At 37.7% G+C, this 15,471-nt stretch carries 15 protein-coding genes; 13 read left to right on the top strand and 2 right to left on the bottom strand.

The window, feature by feature from the left end; all coding sequences use genetic code 11:
* Window positions 1-3: 3 nt before the first annotated feature.
* Window positions 4-1,347: a geranylgeranyl reductase gene (gene chlP / locus O5635_RS02240; RefSeq protein WP_036902799.1), complete on the bottom strand. Its 1,344-nt coding sequence runs from the start codon at window positions 1,345-1,347 to the stop codon at window positions 4-6.
* Window positions 1,348-1,458: 111 nt separating this feature from the next.
* On the opposite strand from chlP, the gene O5635_RS02235 reads away from it, so the two are divergent.
* From O5635_RS02235 to ccsB, 6 genes are all read left to right on the top strand, one after another.
* Complete coding sequence (locus O5635_RS02235) at window positions 1,459-2,199, top strand: M15 family metallopeptidase (protein ID WP_036902801.1); 741 nt, start codon at window positions 1,459-1,461, stop codon at window positions 2,197-2,199.
* An 85-nt stretch (window positions 2,200-2,284) separates the two neighbouring features.
* Window positions 2,285-4,078, top strand: a complete 1,794-nt coding sequence (typA, locus tag O5635_RS02230) for a translational GTPase TypA (RefSeq protein ID WP_269607820.1) — start codon at window positions 2,285-2,287, stop codon at window positions 4,076-4,078.
* 1 nt (window position 4,079) lies between these two features.
* Window positions 4,080-4,472 carry a DUF309 domain-containing protein gene (locus O5635_RS02225; RefSeq protein WP_269607818.1) on the top strand — a complete coding sequence of 131 codons (393 nt, stop codon included), beginning with the start codon at window positions 4,080-4,082 and terminating at the stop codon, window positions 4,470-4,472.
* An 81-nt stretch (window positions 4,473-4,553) separates the two neighbouring features.
* On the top strand, window positions 4,554-5,282 hold the full coding sequence (lptB, locus tag O5635_RS02220; protein WP_036902810.1) for an LPS export ABC transporter ATP-binding protein: 729 nt from the start codon (window positions 4,554-4,556) through the stop codon (window positions 5,280-5,282).
* Between the two features lie 11 nt (window positions 5,283-5,293).
* Window positions 5,294-6,475: an LptF/LptG family permease gene (locus tag O5635_RS02215; RefSeq protein WP_036902811.1), complete on the top strand. Its 1,182-nt coding sequence runs from the start codon at window positions 5,294-5,296 to the stop codon at window positions 6,473-6,475.
* A gap of 37 nt (window positions 6,476-6,512) precedes the next feature.
* Window positions 6,513-7,442, top strand: coding sequence for a c-type cytochrome biogenesis protein CcsB (gene ccsB, locus O5635_RS02210; RefSeq protein WP_036902813.1), 930 nt, complete (start codon window positions 6,513-6,515; stop codon window positions 7,440-7,442).
* Between the two features lie 20 nt (window positions 7,443-7,462).
* Here ccsB and rpe read toward each other — a convergent pair whose 3' ends face one another.
* On the bottom strand, window positions 7,463-8,218 hold the full coding sequence (rpe, locus tag O5635_RS02205) for a ribulose-phosphate 3-epimerase (protein ID WP_036902815.1): 756 nt from the start codon (window positions 8,216-8,218) through the stop codon (window positions 7,463-7,465).
* Window positions 8,219-8,414: 196 nt separating this feature from the next.
* Here rpe and glpX point away from each other — a divergent pair, with 196 nt between their 5' ends.
* From glpX to O5635_RS02170, 7 genes are all read left to right on the top strand, one after another.
* Window positions 8,415-9,419 (top strand): class II fructose-bisphosphatase, encoded by a 1,005-nt coding sequence (gene glpX, locus O5635_RS02200; RefSeq protein WP_036902817.1) that lies wholly within the window; start codon window positions 8,415-8,417, stop codon window positions 9,417-9,419.
* A gap of 29 nt (window positions 9,420-9,448) precedes the next feature.
* Window positions 9,449-10,756, top strand: a complete 1,308-nt coding sequence (locus O5635_RS02195; protein WP_269607813.1) for a glutamyl-tRNA reductase — start codon at window positions 9,449-9,451, stop codon at window positions 10,754-10,756.
* A 117-nt stretch (window positions 10,757-10,873) separates the two neighbouring features.
* Complete coding sequence (locus O5635_RS02190) at window positions 10,874-12,169, top strand: glucose-1-phosphate adenylyltransferase (protein ID WP_036902820.1); 1,296 nt, start codon at window positions 10,874-10,876, stop codon at window positions 12,167-12,169.
* A 152-nt stretch (window positions 12,170-12,321) separates the two neighbouring features.
* Window positions 12,322-13,737 (top strand): NADP-dependent phosphogluconate dehydrogenase, encoded by a 1,416-nt coding sequence (gene gndA / locus O5635_RS02185; RefSeq protein ID WP_036902822.1) that lies wholly within the window; start codon window positions 12,322-12,324, stop codon window positions 13,735-13,737.
* Between the two features lie 11 nt (window positions 13,738-13,748).
* Window positions 13,749-14,462: a 6-phosphogluconolactonase gene (pgl, locus tag O5635_RS02180; protein WP_036902824.1), complete on the top strand. Its 714-nt coding sequence runs from the start codon at window positions 13,749-13,751 to the stop codon at window positions 14,460-14,462.
* A 63-nt stretch (window positions 14,463-14,525) separates the two neighbouring features.
* The gene (locus O5635_RS02175; protein ID WP_036902825.1) at window positions 14,526-15,065 is read left to right on the top strand and encodes a CIA30 family protein; all 540 of its coding nucleotides are present in this window, start codon (window positions 14,526-14,528) and stop codon (window positions 15,063-15,065) included.
* On the top strand, window positions 15,052-15,465 hold the full coding sequence (locus O5635_RS02170) for a hypothetical protein (RefSeq protein ID WP_152557315.1): 414 nt from the start codon (window positions 15,052-15,054) through the stop codon (window positions 15,463-15,465). The genes O5635_RS02175 and O5635_RS02170 overlap by 14 nt, the downstream gene beginning before the upstream one ends.
* Window positions 15,466-15,471: the final 6 nt, after the last annotated feature.

Below are 15,471 nucleotides of genomic sequence, written 5' to 3'. Positions count from 1 at the left end.
AATTTACTTAAGCTGCTCATTTTTAACTTTAATTCCACCCTTAATAGTACTTACAGCAAGCATCTTTTTGACTTCATCGTCCTCCCTTACAGCACTTGGAACTGGTTGATATGATTTTGGAGCCAAAGCTCTACCTCTAAGAACTGAACCAAGCGTAAGGAAAGTCAATTTTAATTGTTGCCAAGGCTTCATAGCTACAACTGTTTTGTATAAATAACTATCAAAAGTAAGTCTTTGAACATCCATGTCATCACACATTTCTACAAATGCTTCCCTAGCACCATCATTTGAATAGAATATGTTTTGAAGTATTTCTAAAACCTTATAAGTCGCACCATATTTTTTATCCCATTTCTTTATATATTGCTTGAGTTGTTGTTCTGAAGGAACTTTTTCTCCTTTATTGCTCGCCACAACAATTTCCTCTGCACACATTCGACCACTTTTCGCAGCAAAATATATTCCTTCTCCTGAACTCTTAGTTACATATCCAGCGGCATCTCCTACTAATGCCATTCTTCCGACTACTCTTCTTGGCCTTGGATGTTCAGGAATAGGATGAGCCTCAACCTTAATTACTTCGCCATTTACTAACCTTTTCTTTGCTCTGTTCCTCACACCTTCTTGAAGACTTTTTATCAATGATTGGTTCTTCTGCATAGTGCCAGTTCCCACAGCTACGTGATCATATTTAGGAAATACCCATCCATAAAAATCCGGAGAAACATCTGTACCTACATACATCTCGGCCAAATCTTCGTAATAGCCCATTTCCTTTTGAGGAAGTTTAATTCTTTCTTGGAACGCAATAGCGACGTTATAGTCGCCGGCATCCATTGCTTTTGCTACACGGCTGTTAGCACCATCAGCTCCAACTATTAGATCAACTTCAAGGGTTTTTGTTTCTCCTGTAGATTCACCGCTTTCAAAATCTGAGTATGTAAGTTTATAAGGACCTTGCCTATTATTTCCAGTCTCTATTTTTGTTACCAGTCCATTAACTAATTTTGCACCTAGCTCCGCTGCTCGCTCTCTCATAAATGCGTCCATTACTTCTCTCCTGCACATACCTATATATTCATTCTCGGTCTTTCCATATACCTTATCAAGACTAATATCAACCTCTCGATTAGAGGGTGAAATCATCCTCATATTTCTTACCTTTCTGTCAATTATCGAGTCAGGTAAATCAAATTCAGAAACCATGCAAAGAGGAATAGCACCACCGCATGGTTTTGCGTTATCCAATTTTCGTTCGAATAACCACGTATTTATTCCTGCTTTTGCAAGAACTTCTGCTGCACAGGAGCCACTTGGCCCCCCTCCGATAACTGCTACGCGCAACATCTTTTTAAATTAAACTTGATATCTTTCTAAAAACTTACATCTATATACCTTTTCTCGTCTCAACTAATGTGCAAGACCGTTACGATCGAAACATGAATTTTAAGTTATTTTGTGAGTCGGGCAGATACAGCTCGTAATAAATCCAGTGATGAGATACCTCTCGCGCTTAGGTCTAGGCCAGTCAGGCCTAATAGAGCTGTTTATAAAAAATTTCTATTGATTGCTCTTTCTTCAATTGGTTTGTTTTCTTTTTTGTGGATATCCAATTTCTTATCAATTAGAGATGTTTTTTATAAACAAATAGCAGTTAAATCATTGAATGATGAGCGTTTGCTTGGGCATTACCCTTACCCAGAAGCTTTAAAGAAGGATCTTGTTGAAGTTTATCCAGGCTTAGAAGTCCATAAAGATACATATTTTGCTCTAGATAGAATGAGATCAGCTGCGTCTAGAGATGGAATCAAATTGGTTCTATTAAGTGGTTTTAGATCTGTTGACTTGCAAAGATCAATATTTTATGAAAACAAGTCTTTAAGAAATCAGATCGCAATTGAACGAGCTAGAGTTTCTGCTCCTCCAGGCTATTCAGAGCACAGTACTGGATATGCAATAGACCTAGGGGATGGTACAAGAAGGGATACCGATTTTGAAGTTTCATTCGAGGCAACACCAGCATTTCGTTGGCTTAAGGCCAATGCTGCTAAATATCACTTTATACTTTCTTTCCCTAAGGGAAATAGCCAGAAAGTTAGTTATGAACCTTGGCATTGGAGATTTGAGGGCACAGTTGAGGCTCTTGAACAATTTAAAAGGACCAATCAAGAGTTATTACGTCAAAGCTCAAAATATTGAAAATGACTTTTTTAGTAAATGTACTCACTTTGAGATATTGTTTCGGCACTTGTTACTGCTTTATTTTTGGGACGGCGTTTATTAAATGAATTCTGATAGACCATCAATTCGCAATATTGCAATAATTGCTCATGTTGATCATGGCAAGACGACTCTTGTAGACGCTCTTCTCTCTCAATCAGGTATCTTTCGAGATAATGAGTCTGTACCAACCTGTGTCATGGACTCTAACGATCTTGAACGAGAGAGAGGCATCACAATACTTTCTAAAAATACAGCTATCACTTTCAAGGAAACCCGTATAAACATTGTAGATACTCCTGGCCACGCAGACTTTGGTGGAGAAGTAGAACGTGTTCTTGGGATGGTAGATGGTTGCTTGTTAATTGTTGATGCGAATGAAGGCCCCATGCCACAAACTCGTTTTGTTTTGAAGAAAGCACTAGAGAATGGACTCAGGCCCATTGTTTTTGTTAATAAGATTGACAGAGCACGAGTCGACCCTGAAATCGCTGTTGACAAGGTTTTAGACCTTTTTATTGAATTAGGAGCAGACGATGATCAATGTGACTTTCCTTATCTATTTGGAAGTGGTCTAGGAGGTTTTGCAAAGCCTGATATGAAAACTAAAAGTGAAAATATGATGCCATTATTTGATTCTATTATTAGACATGTACCACCTCCAATTGGAGATAAGGACAAACCTCTCCAGCTTCAGATAACTACATTAGATTACTCAGATTTCCTTGGAAGAATTATTATTGGGAGAGTGCATAATGGTTTTATTCGTAGTGGCCAAAAAGCATCTCTTATCAAAGAGGATGGCACAATAAAACAAGGTAAGATATCAAAATTATTAGGATTTGAAGGCTTACAAAGAATTGAGAAGACAGAGGCTTATGCAGGAGATATTGTCGCTGTAGCAGGTTTTGATGATGTAAATATTGGAGAGACTATTGCTTGCCCAGATGAACCAAATGCTCTTCCTTTAATTAAAGTCGATGAACCAACTCTTCAAATGACATTTGTTGTAAACGATTCACCTTTTGCTGGGAAAGAAGGTAAATTTGTTACCAGTCGTCAATTAAGAGAAAGATTATATAAGGAATTACTTACAAATGTAGCTTTGCGCGTAGAGGATACTGATACCCCAGATTCTTTTTCAGTAAGTGGCAGAGGCGAACTACATCTTGGAATTTTGATAGAAACAATGAGAAGAGAAGGTTACGAGTTTCAGGTCTCCCAGCCTCAAGTTATTTTCAGGGATATCGATGATATAACTTGTGAGCCCTATGAGACACTTGTTCTTGATATCCCAGAGGAATCGGTTGGTATTTGCATTGAGAAACTAGGTACTAGAAAAGGAGAAATGCAAAATATGTTTAACAGTAATGATGGCAGAACTCAGCTAGAGTTTCTTGTTCCTTCAAGGGGCCTAATTGGCTTTAGAGGAGAGTTTATTAGGGCTACAAGAGGAGAGGGAATAATGAGTCATTCTTTTTTCGAATATCGTCGAATGATGGGTGAATTTGATTCACGTAGGAATGGTGTTTTAATTTCGTTTGAGGAGGGTGTTTCTACTTTTTATGCTCTTAAGAATGCAGAAGATAGAGGTCAGTTTTTTATTAAGCCAGGCACTAAAGTATATAAAGGCATGATCATAGGTGAGAATAATAGACCTCAGGATCTAGAACTAAATATTTGTAAAACCAAACAACTTACTAACATGCGATCATCTGGTGCCGAAGAATTAGATACTTTACAGTCCCCTATAGAGATGAACCTAGAAAGAGCTTTGGAATATATTGGACCACAAGAAATGTTGGAAGTTACGCCAGAGTCAATCAGGCTAAGGAAAGTATCAACCAAGAAAAAATAAAATGAATGTATACAATCCTCTATTTAACGAGGAAAATATTTTACAAGATACACGATTTGCTGAAGCAATTAATCTATTTAATTCTGGTGAGTGGTACTTAGCCCATGACTTGTTCGAGGAGATTTGGCATGAAACAAATGGATTGCCAAGAATAACCATTCAGGGAATTCTTCAAATTGCAGTAGCTCAAGTTCACTTGGAAAGCAATAATATCAAGGGAGCTATGATCCTTTATGGTGAGGGCTTGGGAAGATTGAAAAGACCAGATTCGCCACATTTAGGGTTAAATATTAAAAATTTATGTGAGATAGTTGAACTTAGGTTGCATAGTCTTCAACATCAAAACAATGTAAAGGAATTGGCAGTTCCAGTAATTATTAAAAATATCTACTAGTCTTAAAAACGCGAAGATATAGTTTTTATTTTAATAATAAATTACTTGCTATATGTATATCTGGTGAAGTAGTTTAGAAGAATGAGTCTGCAACTAAAAAAAATAACCTTATCTATTTCAGGTAGAAAGGTAGTAAATAATATTTCTTTAGACGTTCTTCCAGGAGAAGTGGTTGGTCTTTTAGGCCCTAATGGAGCCGGGAAAACTACAACATTTAATTTAATCATTGGATTGCTTAGCCCAGATATTGGCGGTGTTTTCCTTGAACATCAGCAAATTACAAACCTTTCCATGCCCCACAGGGCTCGTTTAGGTGTTGGATATTTACCTCAGGAATCAAGTGTGTTTAGGCAGCTAACTGTTCAGCAAAATCTAGATATAGCTCTGGCTCAAGGATCTACATCTCACTCTCACTCTCGTATACGCCGAGAAAGAATTGTAGATGAATTTAATTTAAGCTCTTTTATTCAAAGACGGGGTTATCAACTTTCAGGCGGTGAACGTAGAAGATGCGAAGTCGCAAGGGCTTTAGCGTTAGGTCAATCAGGTCCTAAGTATCTACTCCTTGATGAACCTTTTGCAGGTGTTGATCCTATGGCGGTAGTTGATTTACAGGGACTTATTCAAAAACTTAAATCTAGGGGTATGGGCATACTTATAACTGATCATAATGTACGAGAAACTTTAGCTATTACGGACAGGTCTTATATATTAAGTGACGGCAAAATTTTAGCCTCAGGCTCATCATATGAAGTAGCTAATAACCCTTTGGTCAAGACTCATTATTTAGGTAAAGATTTTAAATTATAATTTCTAATTACATGAAACCTTTAACTCTAACAATATCTTTCCTACGGTCATTTGTGAGGAAATGGCGGCAGATACCACTCCTAGATAGGTGGCTTTTAAGTGAATTATTCCCTCCTCTATTTTTTGCTATCTCCGCATTCACAGTGGTTTCTCTGTCTGTCGGTGTCATGTTCGATCTTGTTAGACAGATTGTTGAATCTGGGTTGCCATTTAATATTGCATTAAGAGTTTTTCTTTTGAGAATACCGGGATTTATGGTTCTTTCTTTCCCGATGGCTGTTCTTATGGCTACTTTGCTTGCCTATAGTAGATTGTCATCTAATAGTGAATTAAAAGCGCTTAGAAGTATTGGTATATCTACTACAAGAATGATAGCACCTGCGATGGTACTTGCTTTATTAATTACATCTTTAACCTTTATATTTAACAATAGTATTGTTCCACGTTCGAATCGAGCATCAGAATATATACTTCAAAATTCTCTTGGTAAAGCTATCTCAACCCAGATAGGCGAAGATATTATTTTTTCAAAGAAAGGTCGTGTTGAAGGATTTGATGAAGATAAAGGAAGGAAGACGCTTACGCATTTATTTTATGCTGGTAAAATTGATAAGAAACAAATATTAAATTTAACGCTTTTAGATTTTTCTAAAAAAGGATATACGCAAATGATAGTTGCTGAAAAGGCATTATGGAATGAGTCGCAAGATTTTTGGGAATTTTTTGATGGGATGATTTTAACTCTGTCTCCTAATGGAAATTCTACTACTACTAAATTTGAGAGTTATTCTTATCCCCTTGGTACTGGGCCCATAAATATAGGTTCTATCCCAAAGGATGCAAATGATATGACCGTTGCAGAAGCTTTACAGGCTGAACAACTTTATATAAAAAGTGGAAATATTAAAGAAGCGCGAAGAATGAAAGTAAGAATTCAAGAGAAATTTACCTTGCCCATGGCTTGTATTGTTTTCGCTTTGATTGGTTCTTCTCTTGGTGCAAAGCCAAATACCTCAACAAGTAGAAGCCAAGGTTTTGGTTTGAGTGTTGTCTTAATACTTTTTTATTATGTTTTGAGCTTTACTTTTAGTTCTTTTGGAGTAAGTGGTGCTGTAAACCCTGTCATTTCAGCATGGGCTCCAGTTTTTATATCGCTTCTTAGTGGAGCCTATTTATTAAAACAAGCTAATTAAAGCCATTCATAATAGAATAAGAACATATTTAACAATAATGACTATCCCTTTTATCACTAGTTTCGATGATCCTTCATTAATTCTTGGTTTTATATCCTTTTTATTTATATTATTTGCCTTGCCTTTCGCGTTTTGGGGCATTGCTTCTAACCGTACATCGTCCTTTGTGAAAGTATTTATAGCCATCTCTAATCTTACTCTCGCTTCTCAATTAACTTTAAGGTGGCTTCAATCTGGTCATTTCCCTGTAAGTAATTTATATGAATCACTATGCTTTTTAACATGGACCTCTACATTACTCCAACTGTTAATAGAAAGAAACTATAACTCTCCCGTTATTCCAGCACTTTTCACGCCATTTTCCTTATTGACTATCTCATTTGCTAGCTTTGCCCTTCCAGAGCAATTACAACTTACAGGAAATTTAGTTCCAGCTTTAAGATCTAGTTGGCTAGTTATGCATGTAACAGTAATTATGTGTAGCTACGCTGCTTTAATGCTTGGCTCTCTTCTTTCCTTGGCTGTTTTATTCACCAATGTTTCAGAAGAGCTTCAGATTCGAGGCAGCTCAATAGGCATTGGTGGATTCAAAACCAACTTCTCTAATTTAACAAAACCTCTTGTCGAAAACTCTTCTAAATTATTCTCAGATGCTGAGTATTTAGATAATTTGAGTTATAGGATTATAACTTTAGGTTTTTTACTTTTAACTTTCGGTCTAATTAGTGGTGCTGTTTGGGCTAACGAAGCTTGGGGTACTTGGTGGAGTTGGGACCCTAAGGAAACATGGGCTTTGATCTCCTGGTTAGTGTATGCAGCTTATTTACATGCGCGAATAACAAAAGGTTGGCAAGGTAGAAAGCCAGCCTTAATAGCTTTGTTCGGCTTATTTGTAGTAATTATATGTTATCTAGGAGTGAATTTATTAGGAATCGGCTTGCATAGTTATGGTTGGTTTTTATCTTGATTACTTTTCAAATTAATTTATTAATTTTTCGAAAGTACATTCCCTGATTGTGCATCAATCGCTACCTTCCGCAGTTCATCACAACCTTCTTTTAAAGATGGATATGCAAACATACCGCTACCAGCTATGAAACAATTAGCTCCTGCACCTGCGCATTGAGATATTGTCCAATCTGCTTTAATTCCTCCATCTACCTCTATATCTACATCTAATGATCTGCTTGTAATAATATTTCTCAACTCACTTATTTTTTCTAGCATTGTTGGAATGTAAGCTTGGCCACCAAAACCTGGATTAACTGTCATTACAAGAACATGATCGACCATATCTAAAATATTTTTGACCATTTCAACAGGTGTATGAGGGTTTAACGCTACAGAAGGTGATCCTCCAAGTTGTCTAATTTTACCAAGGATCCTATGGAGATGAACATTTGCTTCTACATGGGCAATTACAACACCAGGTTCACCGTTGGGACCTTTTGTAGCATTTACGTATGCTTCAAGCATCGTTTCGCAGTTGTATTGACTAACCATTAGTTGAGTTTCGAAAGGTACATTGCAGTATTTTCTGCAGGCAGCAATCATTTCGGGGCCAAAAGTTAGATTTGGTACAAAATTTCCGTCCATTACATCAAACTGAATTCTGTCTACGCCTGCATTCTCTAGGTCTTTTACGCACTGGCCCATATTGGCCCAATCAGCTGGTAGTACAGACGGAATTATCTGTACAGGCCTATGTGGGTGAGAACCGATGGATGTGTTTGAAGAGGTCATTATTTTTATGATTGGATGTCAGAGATTCTATTGATTCATTGATCATTTCAAAGAGTTATTCCTTCCACTGATAAAGTTGTCCCCGCTCGACCAATAATTCAGGTAAACGGAAATTTCTATTGATTGGTTTTTTTACTAATCACAAGAATCCATCCTTTCTGGCCTAGCTCTAAATTTCCCCCAACTTTTGTTTCCAGTGGATCGCACTCTAATTCAAGAAATTCTCGAGGTTGTAGAACAGGCAGCAATAGCTTCTGCTCAGTTAACAGGCTTAGGCAAAAAAGACGAAGCTGATGCTGCAGCCGTTGAGGCAATGCGAAAGCGCATGGGTCAAATTGAAATGCAAGGGAGAATAGTTATAGGAGAAGGAGAAAGAGATGAAGCTCCTATGCTCTATATAGGCGAAGAAGTAGGAACAGGCTCTGGTCCAGGTGTGGATTTTGCCGTCGATCCTTGTGAAGGGACAAACCTTTGCGCTAATAACCAAAGAGGGTCAATGGCAGTTCTTGCTGCATCTGATAAAGGTGGCCTCTTTAATGCTCCTGATTTTTATATGAAGAAACTTGCTGCTCCTCCTGCAGCTAAAGGGAAGGTTGATATTCGTAATTCTGCTACTGAAAACATTCGTATACTTTCTGAATGTTTGGGCTTATCCGCTGATCAGTTGACAATTGTTGTTATGGATAGAGCTAGGCACAAAGAATTAATTTCTGAAATTCGTTCCACTGGAGCTAAAGTTCAGCCTATTTCTGATGGAGATGTTCAGGCAGCTATTGCTTGTGGCTTTGCAGGTACCGGCACTCACTGTCTAATGGGTATCGGGGCAGCTCCTGAAGGTGTTATATCAGCGGCAGCGATGAGGGCTCTTGGCGGACATTTCCAAGGACAGCTTGTCTATGACCCAGCAATTGCAATGACTTCTGAATGGGCTGACTATACAAAGGAGGGTAATATCCAACGTTTAAATGAAATGGGTATTACAGATATTGACAAGATTTATGAAGCAGAAGAACTTGCTTCCGGGAATAACGTTGTGTTTGCCGGTAGTGGAATTACAGATGGTTTGCTCTTTCATGGGGTGAAGTTTGAGAAAGATTGCACTCGAACTAGTAGCCTTGTAATCAGTACTCTTGATGACACAGCGCGATTTACTAACACTGTCCATATCAAGGATGGCGCACAAAGCATTGCTTTGAATTAAAACCATTTAGCCCTTTTGGAATTAGTTTTATGAACATTGCTGTCGTCGGTCTTAGTCATCGGACAGCACCAGTTGAAGTCCGAGAAAAGCTCAGTATTTCTGAAAACGATATTGAAGGAGCATTTAATGCATTAAAACTAAATCAACAAATTGTTGAAGTTTCAATACTTAGTACTTGTAATAGGCTCGAAATCTATTCATTTGTAAGAGACTCCGAACAAGGAATAAAAGAATTAAAGAACTTTTTAAGTTCTCATTCAGGACTAGATAATGCTCATTTAGAGCCTCATCTATTTTCATATAAACACTCTGAAGCAATTCGACATGTAATGAGGGTCGCTGGTGGTCTCGACAGTCTTGTTTTAGGAGAAGGTCAAATACTCTTACAGGTTAAAAAAATGGTTCGATTAGGTCAGGAAAATCATTCTATGGGGCCAATACTTAATAGACTCCTGACCCAAGCTGTTAGCACTGGAAAAAGAGTAAGGAGCGAAACAAACTTAGGTACAGGAGCAGTATCTATAAGTTCAGCAGCTGTTGAGCTTGCCCAACTTAAAATAGGCCAAGCTCAGGGCAAGGATGAGCTAGTTAGTCTTTCCTCTGAACGTATATCTGTGGTTGGTGCAGGAAGAATGAGTCGACTCTTGATACAGCATTTATCTTCAAAAGGATGCGCTGATTTAACGCTTTTAAATAGAACTCTTGAACGTGCAGAATCGTTGGCGAGTGATTTTACAGAACTAAATATTAAGTGTAAGCAGCTTGATCAGTTGGATGATTGCTTGCAAAACTCAAGCTTGGTATTTACTAGTACAGCTTCAGACAAGCCTATAATTGATGCTTCTCGAATAAGTTCTTTAAACATTAAAGGCAAATTACGATTGATAGATATAGGAGTCCCAAGAAATATTTCTGACGATGTTGGAAGCATCATTGGAATAGATTCTCATGATGTTGATGATCTTCAAGAAGTAGTTTCACGAAATCAGGAAGCTAGGCAATTAATAGCTCAAGAAGCAGAAAATTTAATAACTGAAGAAGTCACAACTTTCCTTCAGTGGTGGGCAAGCCTAGAAGCTGTTCCAACTATTAATCTCTTGAGATCAAATTTAGAATCTATAAGAAAAGAAGAGTTGCAGAAGGCTCTAAGCCGCATGGGACCAGATTTTTCAGCCAGAGAACGTAAAGTTGTAGAAGCTCTGAGTAAAGGGATAATTAATAAGATCCTTCATACTCCTGTAACAAACCTCAGAGCTCCTCAACAAAGCGCTCAACGAAAAATCGCTTTAGAAGTTATTTCATCGCTTTTTGAACTCGATTCAACAGATTCGAAATAATTAAAAAGTTCCCTGTAATAAATTTTCTCCTATAAATCTTTCCGAAGTGTCTGTTTTATTTTTATTTTCGTCAATCATCCGTTAGGTTTGCACCGCAAAGCCTATTAGTGGAACGGAATGAAGCGTGTCCTGGCAATCATTCTTGGAGGAGGTAAAGGTTCTCGCCTTTATCCTTTAACCAAAATGAGGGCAAAGCCTGCCGTCCCTCTTGCAGGTAAATATCGATTGATCGATATTCCAATCAGTAATTGCATTAATTCGGACATCAACAAGATGTACGTCTTAACGCAGTTCAATAGTGCTTCTTTGAATAGGCATATTTCACAAACCTATAATTTAAGTTCTCCCTTCGCTCAAGGTTTTGTTGAGGTTTTAGCAGCACAACAAACACCTGAGAGCCCTTCCTGGTTTGAAGGTACTGCCGATGCGGTAAGGAAATATCAATGGATTTTTCAGGAATGGGATGTTGACCAATATTTAATTCTTTCTGGTGACCAGCTCTATAGAATGGATTACAGCCAATTTGTTAATCATCATCGTTCTACTGGAGCAGATTTAACAGTCGCAGCATTGCCAGTTGATGCAGAACAAGCAGAAGGGTTTGGTTTAATGAGAACCGATGAAGATGGAAATATAAAAGAGTTTAGAGAGAAGCCAACAGGCGATTCTTTGAAGGCAATGGCAGTAGATACCTCGAGATTCGGATTAGATGAAGAATCATCGAGAGATAAACCCTACTTGGCTTCAATGGGAATTTATGTTTTCAGTCGAGAAACGCTTTTTGATTTGTTAAATAAGTACCCATCTTACAAGGACTTTGGTAAGGAAGTTATACCTGAGGCTTTAACTAGAGGGGATTCTTTAAAGAGTTATGTTTTCAATGATTATTGGGAAGATATAGGAACAATAGGAGCATTTTTTGACTCAAATTTAGCGCTTACTCAGCAACCAAAACCTCCTTTTAGTTTTTATGATGAGAAGTTCCCTATATATACACGTGCTCGATATCTACCACCTTCTAAATTGGTTGATGCGCAAATAACTGAATCAATAGTTGGTGAAGGTTCAATACTTAAATCATGTAGTATCCATCATTGCGTTTTAGGAGTTAGAAGCAGGATAGAAAGTGATGTTGTATTAAAAGATTCTCTTGTAATGGGATCAGACTTTTATGAATCAGGAGAAGAGAGAATTGCTCTCCGATCTGGAGGTGGCATCCCTCTAGGAGTAGGAAAGGGAACAACTGTCAAGAGAGCTATCCTTGATAAAAACACTCGTATTGGAGATAACGTAACTATCGTGAACAAAGACAGGATTGAAGAAGCTGACAGACCTGAAGAGGGTTTTTATATCAGAAACGGTATTGTTGTTGTTGTAAAAAATGCAACTATTTCTGACGGAACAATTATTTGAAACTATCTTTAAATATTTAAAACAAAGTTTAAATTATCCAGTTAGTAGAGATTTCATAAAGTAATTCATCATTCAATGCTGACATTTATGTCTAAATAGCAGCACTTTCCCAAAGCTTTAGTCACACTTGTCAAAGTTGAATTTTTGTCTTTATGTCCAAGGCTCATTTTGGTTTGGTTGGTCTTGGCGTTATGGGAGAGAATCTCGTCCTTAATGCTGAAAGGAATGGATTCTCTAGTGTTGTTTTTAATAGAACTTATGCAAAAACGGAGGCTTTCCTTCAGGGAAGGGGCGCTGGCAAGGCAATATCTGGTGCAAGCAACCTACAAGAATTTGTAAGCAAACTAGAGCGCCCTAGAAGAATATTGTTAATGGTGAAGGCTGGACCGGCAACCGACGCTGTTATTAATGATATCTCTCCTCACCTAGAGAAAGGAGACCTTTTAATTGATGGTGGCAATTCATTATTTTCAGATACTGAAAGGCGTGTTCAACAACTAGAAAGTAAAAGTTTCGGATATATCGGAATGGGAGTTTCAGGTGGTGCAAAAGGAGCTTTTGAAGGTCCTAGTATGATGCCAGGTGGCACCAAAGAATCATATGACGCTATTGAAGGCTTGTTAACTAAAATGGCAGCTCAGGTAGACGATGGCCCTTGTGTTGCCTACATAGGTCCAAGAGGATCAGGACACTTTGTTAAGACAGTTCATAACGGCATCGAATATGGCATTCAACAAATCTTGGCTGAAGCATACGATTTGATGAAGAGGTCACTAAAAATGTCTTGTGATGATATTGCAAATGTTTTTAAAGATTGGAATGAAACTGAGGAACTTTCTTCTTTCTTAGTTGAGATTACAGAAATTTGCTTAAGAACAAAGGACCCTTCCGATGGCTCAAATCTTGTAGAAAAAATTGTGGATAAGGCTGGTCAAAAGGGTACAGGGTTATGGACCGTAGTTAGTGCACTGCAATTAGGTGCTTCAGTTCCAACAATATATGCTGCTCTTAATGCCCGTGTTATGAGCTCCTTAAAAAAACAAAGAGTTCTGGCAGACTCAATGTTTAAGTCTCCCTCGTTAGACACATATGAATTAGGCACATCCTCAAATAACACTACGGCCATTATGGATGCTGTTGTCTTGTCTACTATTGCAAGTTATGCACAGGGCATTGAAATTATGACTTTAGCATCAAAAGAATATGACTACAATTTGAGCATGCCTAAAATTGCACAAATTTGGAAAGGCGGATGTATTATTAGATCAAAATTGTTGAAGCGTATTCAAGAAGCTTACAATTTAAATCCAGCACTCTCAAACCTCTGTATGGATCCTTGGTTTTGCACTCAAATCCAAAAAAGGCTGCCAGGACTTTCAAAGGTTGTATCTCATGCCAGTAGTCTTGGAATACCAGTCCCATGCTTTAGCAGTACATTAGACTATTTAAATAGCTACAGAACTTCTCGGTTGCCTCAAAATTTGATACAGGCGATGCGTGATTGCTTTGGCTCCCATACCTATGAGCGTATAGATATGGATGGTGTGTACCACACTGAATGGTTGTAATAATTTAATATATGTCTACTTACACTATTCAATCATTCCCTGATAAGAATTCTCTTGCGATTAAAACTTCAGAGATTATAAAGCACCATATATTGCTTAATTTAGAACAACATGCCAGATGCCGTATAGCTCTTTCTGGTGGTTCTACTCCTTCTGCTTCATATTCTTTACTTGGCAAGGAAAATTTGGCTTGGAATAAGGTAGATGTATTTCTTGGTGATGAAAGATGGGTTGATTATGATCACCCTTTAAGTAATGCCTTGATGATTAAAAATACACTGCTTTCATCTCCTCCAGGCTCAGAAGCGAACTTTTACCCAATTCCTACAACCCAGCTGGAAAGTCCTAAAGCAAGTGCATCTGCATTTGAGATGTTATTAAAATCCTTCATTGACAAGGGTACTCCTCTTTTTGATTTGGTTTTGTTAGGTCTTGGAGAGGATGGCCATACAGCTTCTTTATTCCCTGGAACGCATTCTCTTCATGTACTTGACTCATTGGCGACTACTAGTAGTGGTAATAACCAAGACAGGGTTACCCTTACATCTACTGCGATTAATCTCTCTAGAAAAGTTATTTTTTTAGTGAGTGGTAGTTCCAAAAAGCTTGCTCTTAAAAGACTTGTAGATCCGTATGAAGAATATACAAGAACACCTGCAAAACTTATCAGTACATCCGCTGAAATATTAATACTTGCCGATTCAGCAGCAACAGCTCATATATAGATCTTGTTGGAATCTAGAAATTTTATTTATAATTAAAGTATTGCTTAAAACTGGTATTTCAAGATTCAAATTTCTTCTACCATCCCTTTTTCTGATTGGACTCCTTTAAATGACACCATAATGGGGGGTGCAAGCCAATCCAATTGTGAACCACTTTCTAATGGACTTCTATTAAAAGGTTTTCTTATTGAAGAAAATGGTGGTTTTGTCAGTTGTCGTTCTCCTGTTTTGGAGCCCCCATTAGATCTGTCACCTTTTAAAGGTATAGAAGTTAAGATAGATGGATATGGTAGAACTTTAAAATTTGCGATTTCGTGTAAAACTCAGTTTATGAATTTTATGCCTGACTTTTATGATCGAATTAAGTGGGTTGCTGAATTCAAGACTCAGAAGAATGGCACATCAATAATTAGATTACCTTTTGAAAAGTTCCAGCCAACAATTCGTACTAGGCCGGTCACTTCAAATATGGACTTCAGAGTTAACCATGTAAATCAGTTTCAACTCCTTTACTCGAAGTTTGGTATGGCTGGCAAAGCAAATGAATCTTTCTTGCAGGGCCCTATTCAAATTCTTTTAAGGTGCTTAAGTGCCTACATTTGAACTCTTGGATTTAAACCCTTTGACAGAAATAGCAAAGGTCGCTGATTTATGCTTTAAGCCATGGAAGCATTCTGTTGTTGATATCTCTACTGACGATGATTCTGTTCAGAATGATCAAAACTCTTTAGATTTAATTGTCATTATTGAATGTAGAGATGTGCATGGAATTCGTTTTAAGGAAAGAGATCTAGAATGTGAAATATTTAGAAGTGGAAATGATTTAAGTATTACATTGTCGTCCTCTAATTCAGAAGAAGCAGCTATTCTTTGGCAAGGAAGGCATCCTGTTTGGATGGACCCTACGACGGGTAAACGTTGTCATGCCCCACAGGACAACCCATCTTTAGAGGCTTTTACAAGAAGACTAAGAAGTTTGTTTTTATTAGAGAGGGATAATTAATTAGAT

The sequence above is a fragment of the Prochlorococcus marinus str. MIT 0919 genome, assembly GCF_027359375.1.
Classification (GTDB): Bacteria; Cyanobacteriota; Cyanobacteriia; order PCC-6307; family Cyanobiaceae; genus Prochlorococcus_D.
This window is presented reverse-complemented; position numbering and strand designations above follow the sequence as displayed.

Bases quoted from the DNA above. Each gene is read 5' to 3' on its own strand.
- pgl (WP_036902824.1), top strand. From the start codon at position 13,749: ATGTCTACTTACACTATTCAATCATTCCCTGATAAGAATTCTCTTGCG.
- chlP (WP_036902799.1), bottom strand. From the start codon at position 1,347: ATGTTGCGCGTAGCAGTTATCGGAGGGGGGCCAAGTGGCTCCTGTGCA.
- lptB (WP_036902810.1), top strand. From the start codon at position 4,554: ATGAGTCTGCAACTAAAAAAAATAACCTTATCTATTTCAGGTAGAAAG.
- typA (WP_269607820.1), top strand. From the start codon at position 2,285: ATGAATTCTGATAGACCATCAATTCGCAATATTGCAATAATTGCTCAT.
- O5635_RS02195 (WP_269607813.1), top strand. From the start codon at position 9,449: ATGAACATTGCTGTCGTCGGTCTTAGTCATCGGACAGCACCAGTTGAA.
- rpe (WP_036902815.1), bottom strand. From the start codon at position 8,218: ATGACCTCTTCAAACACATCCATCGGTTCTCACCCACATAGGCCTGTA.
- ccsB (WP_036902813.1), top strand. From the start codon at position 6,513: ATGACTATCCCTTTTATCACTAGTTTCGATGATCCTTCATTAATTCTT.
- O5635_RS02215 (WP_036902811.1), top strand. From the start codon at position 5,294: ATGAAACCTTTAACTCTAACAATATCTTTCCTACGGTCATTTGTGAGG.
- O5635_RS02190 (WP_036902820.1), top strand. From the start codon at position 10,874: ATGAAGCGTGTCCTGGCAATCATTCTTGGAGGAGGTAAAGGTTCTCGC.
- O5635_RS02225 (WP_269607818.1), top strand. From the start codon at position 4,080: ATGAATGTATACAATCCTCTATTTAACGAGGAAAATATTTTACAAGAT.
- gndA (WP_036902822.1), top strand. From the start codon at position 12,322: ATGTCCAAGGCTCATTTTGGTTTGGTTGGTCTTGGCGTTATGGGAGAG.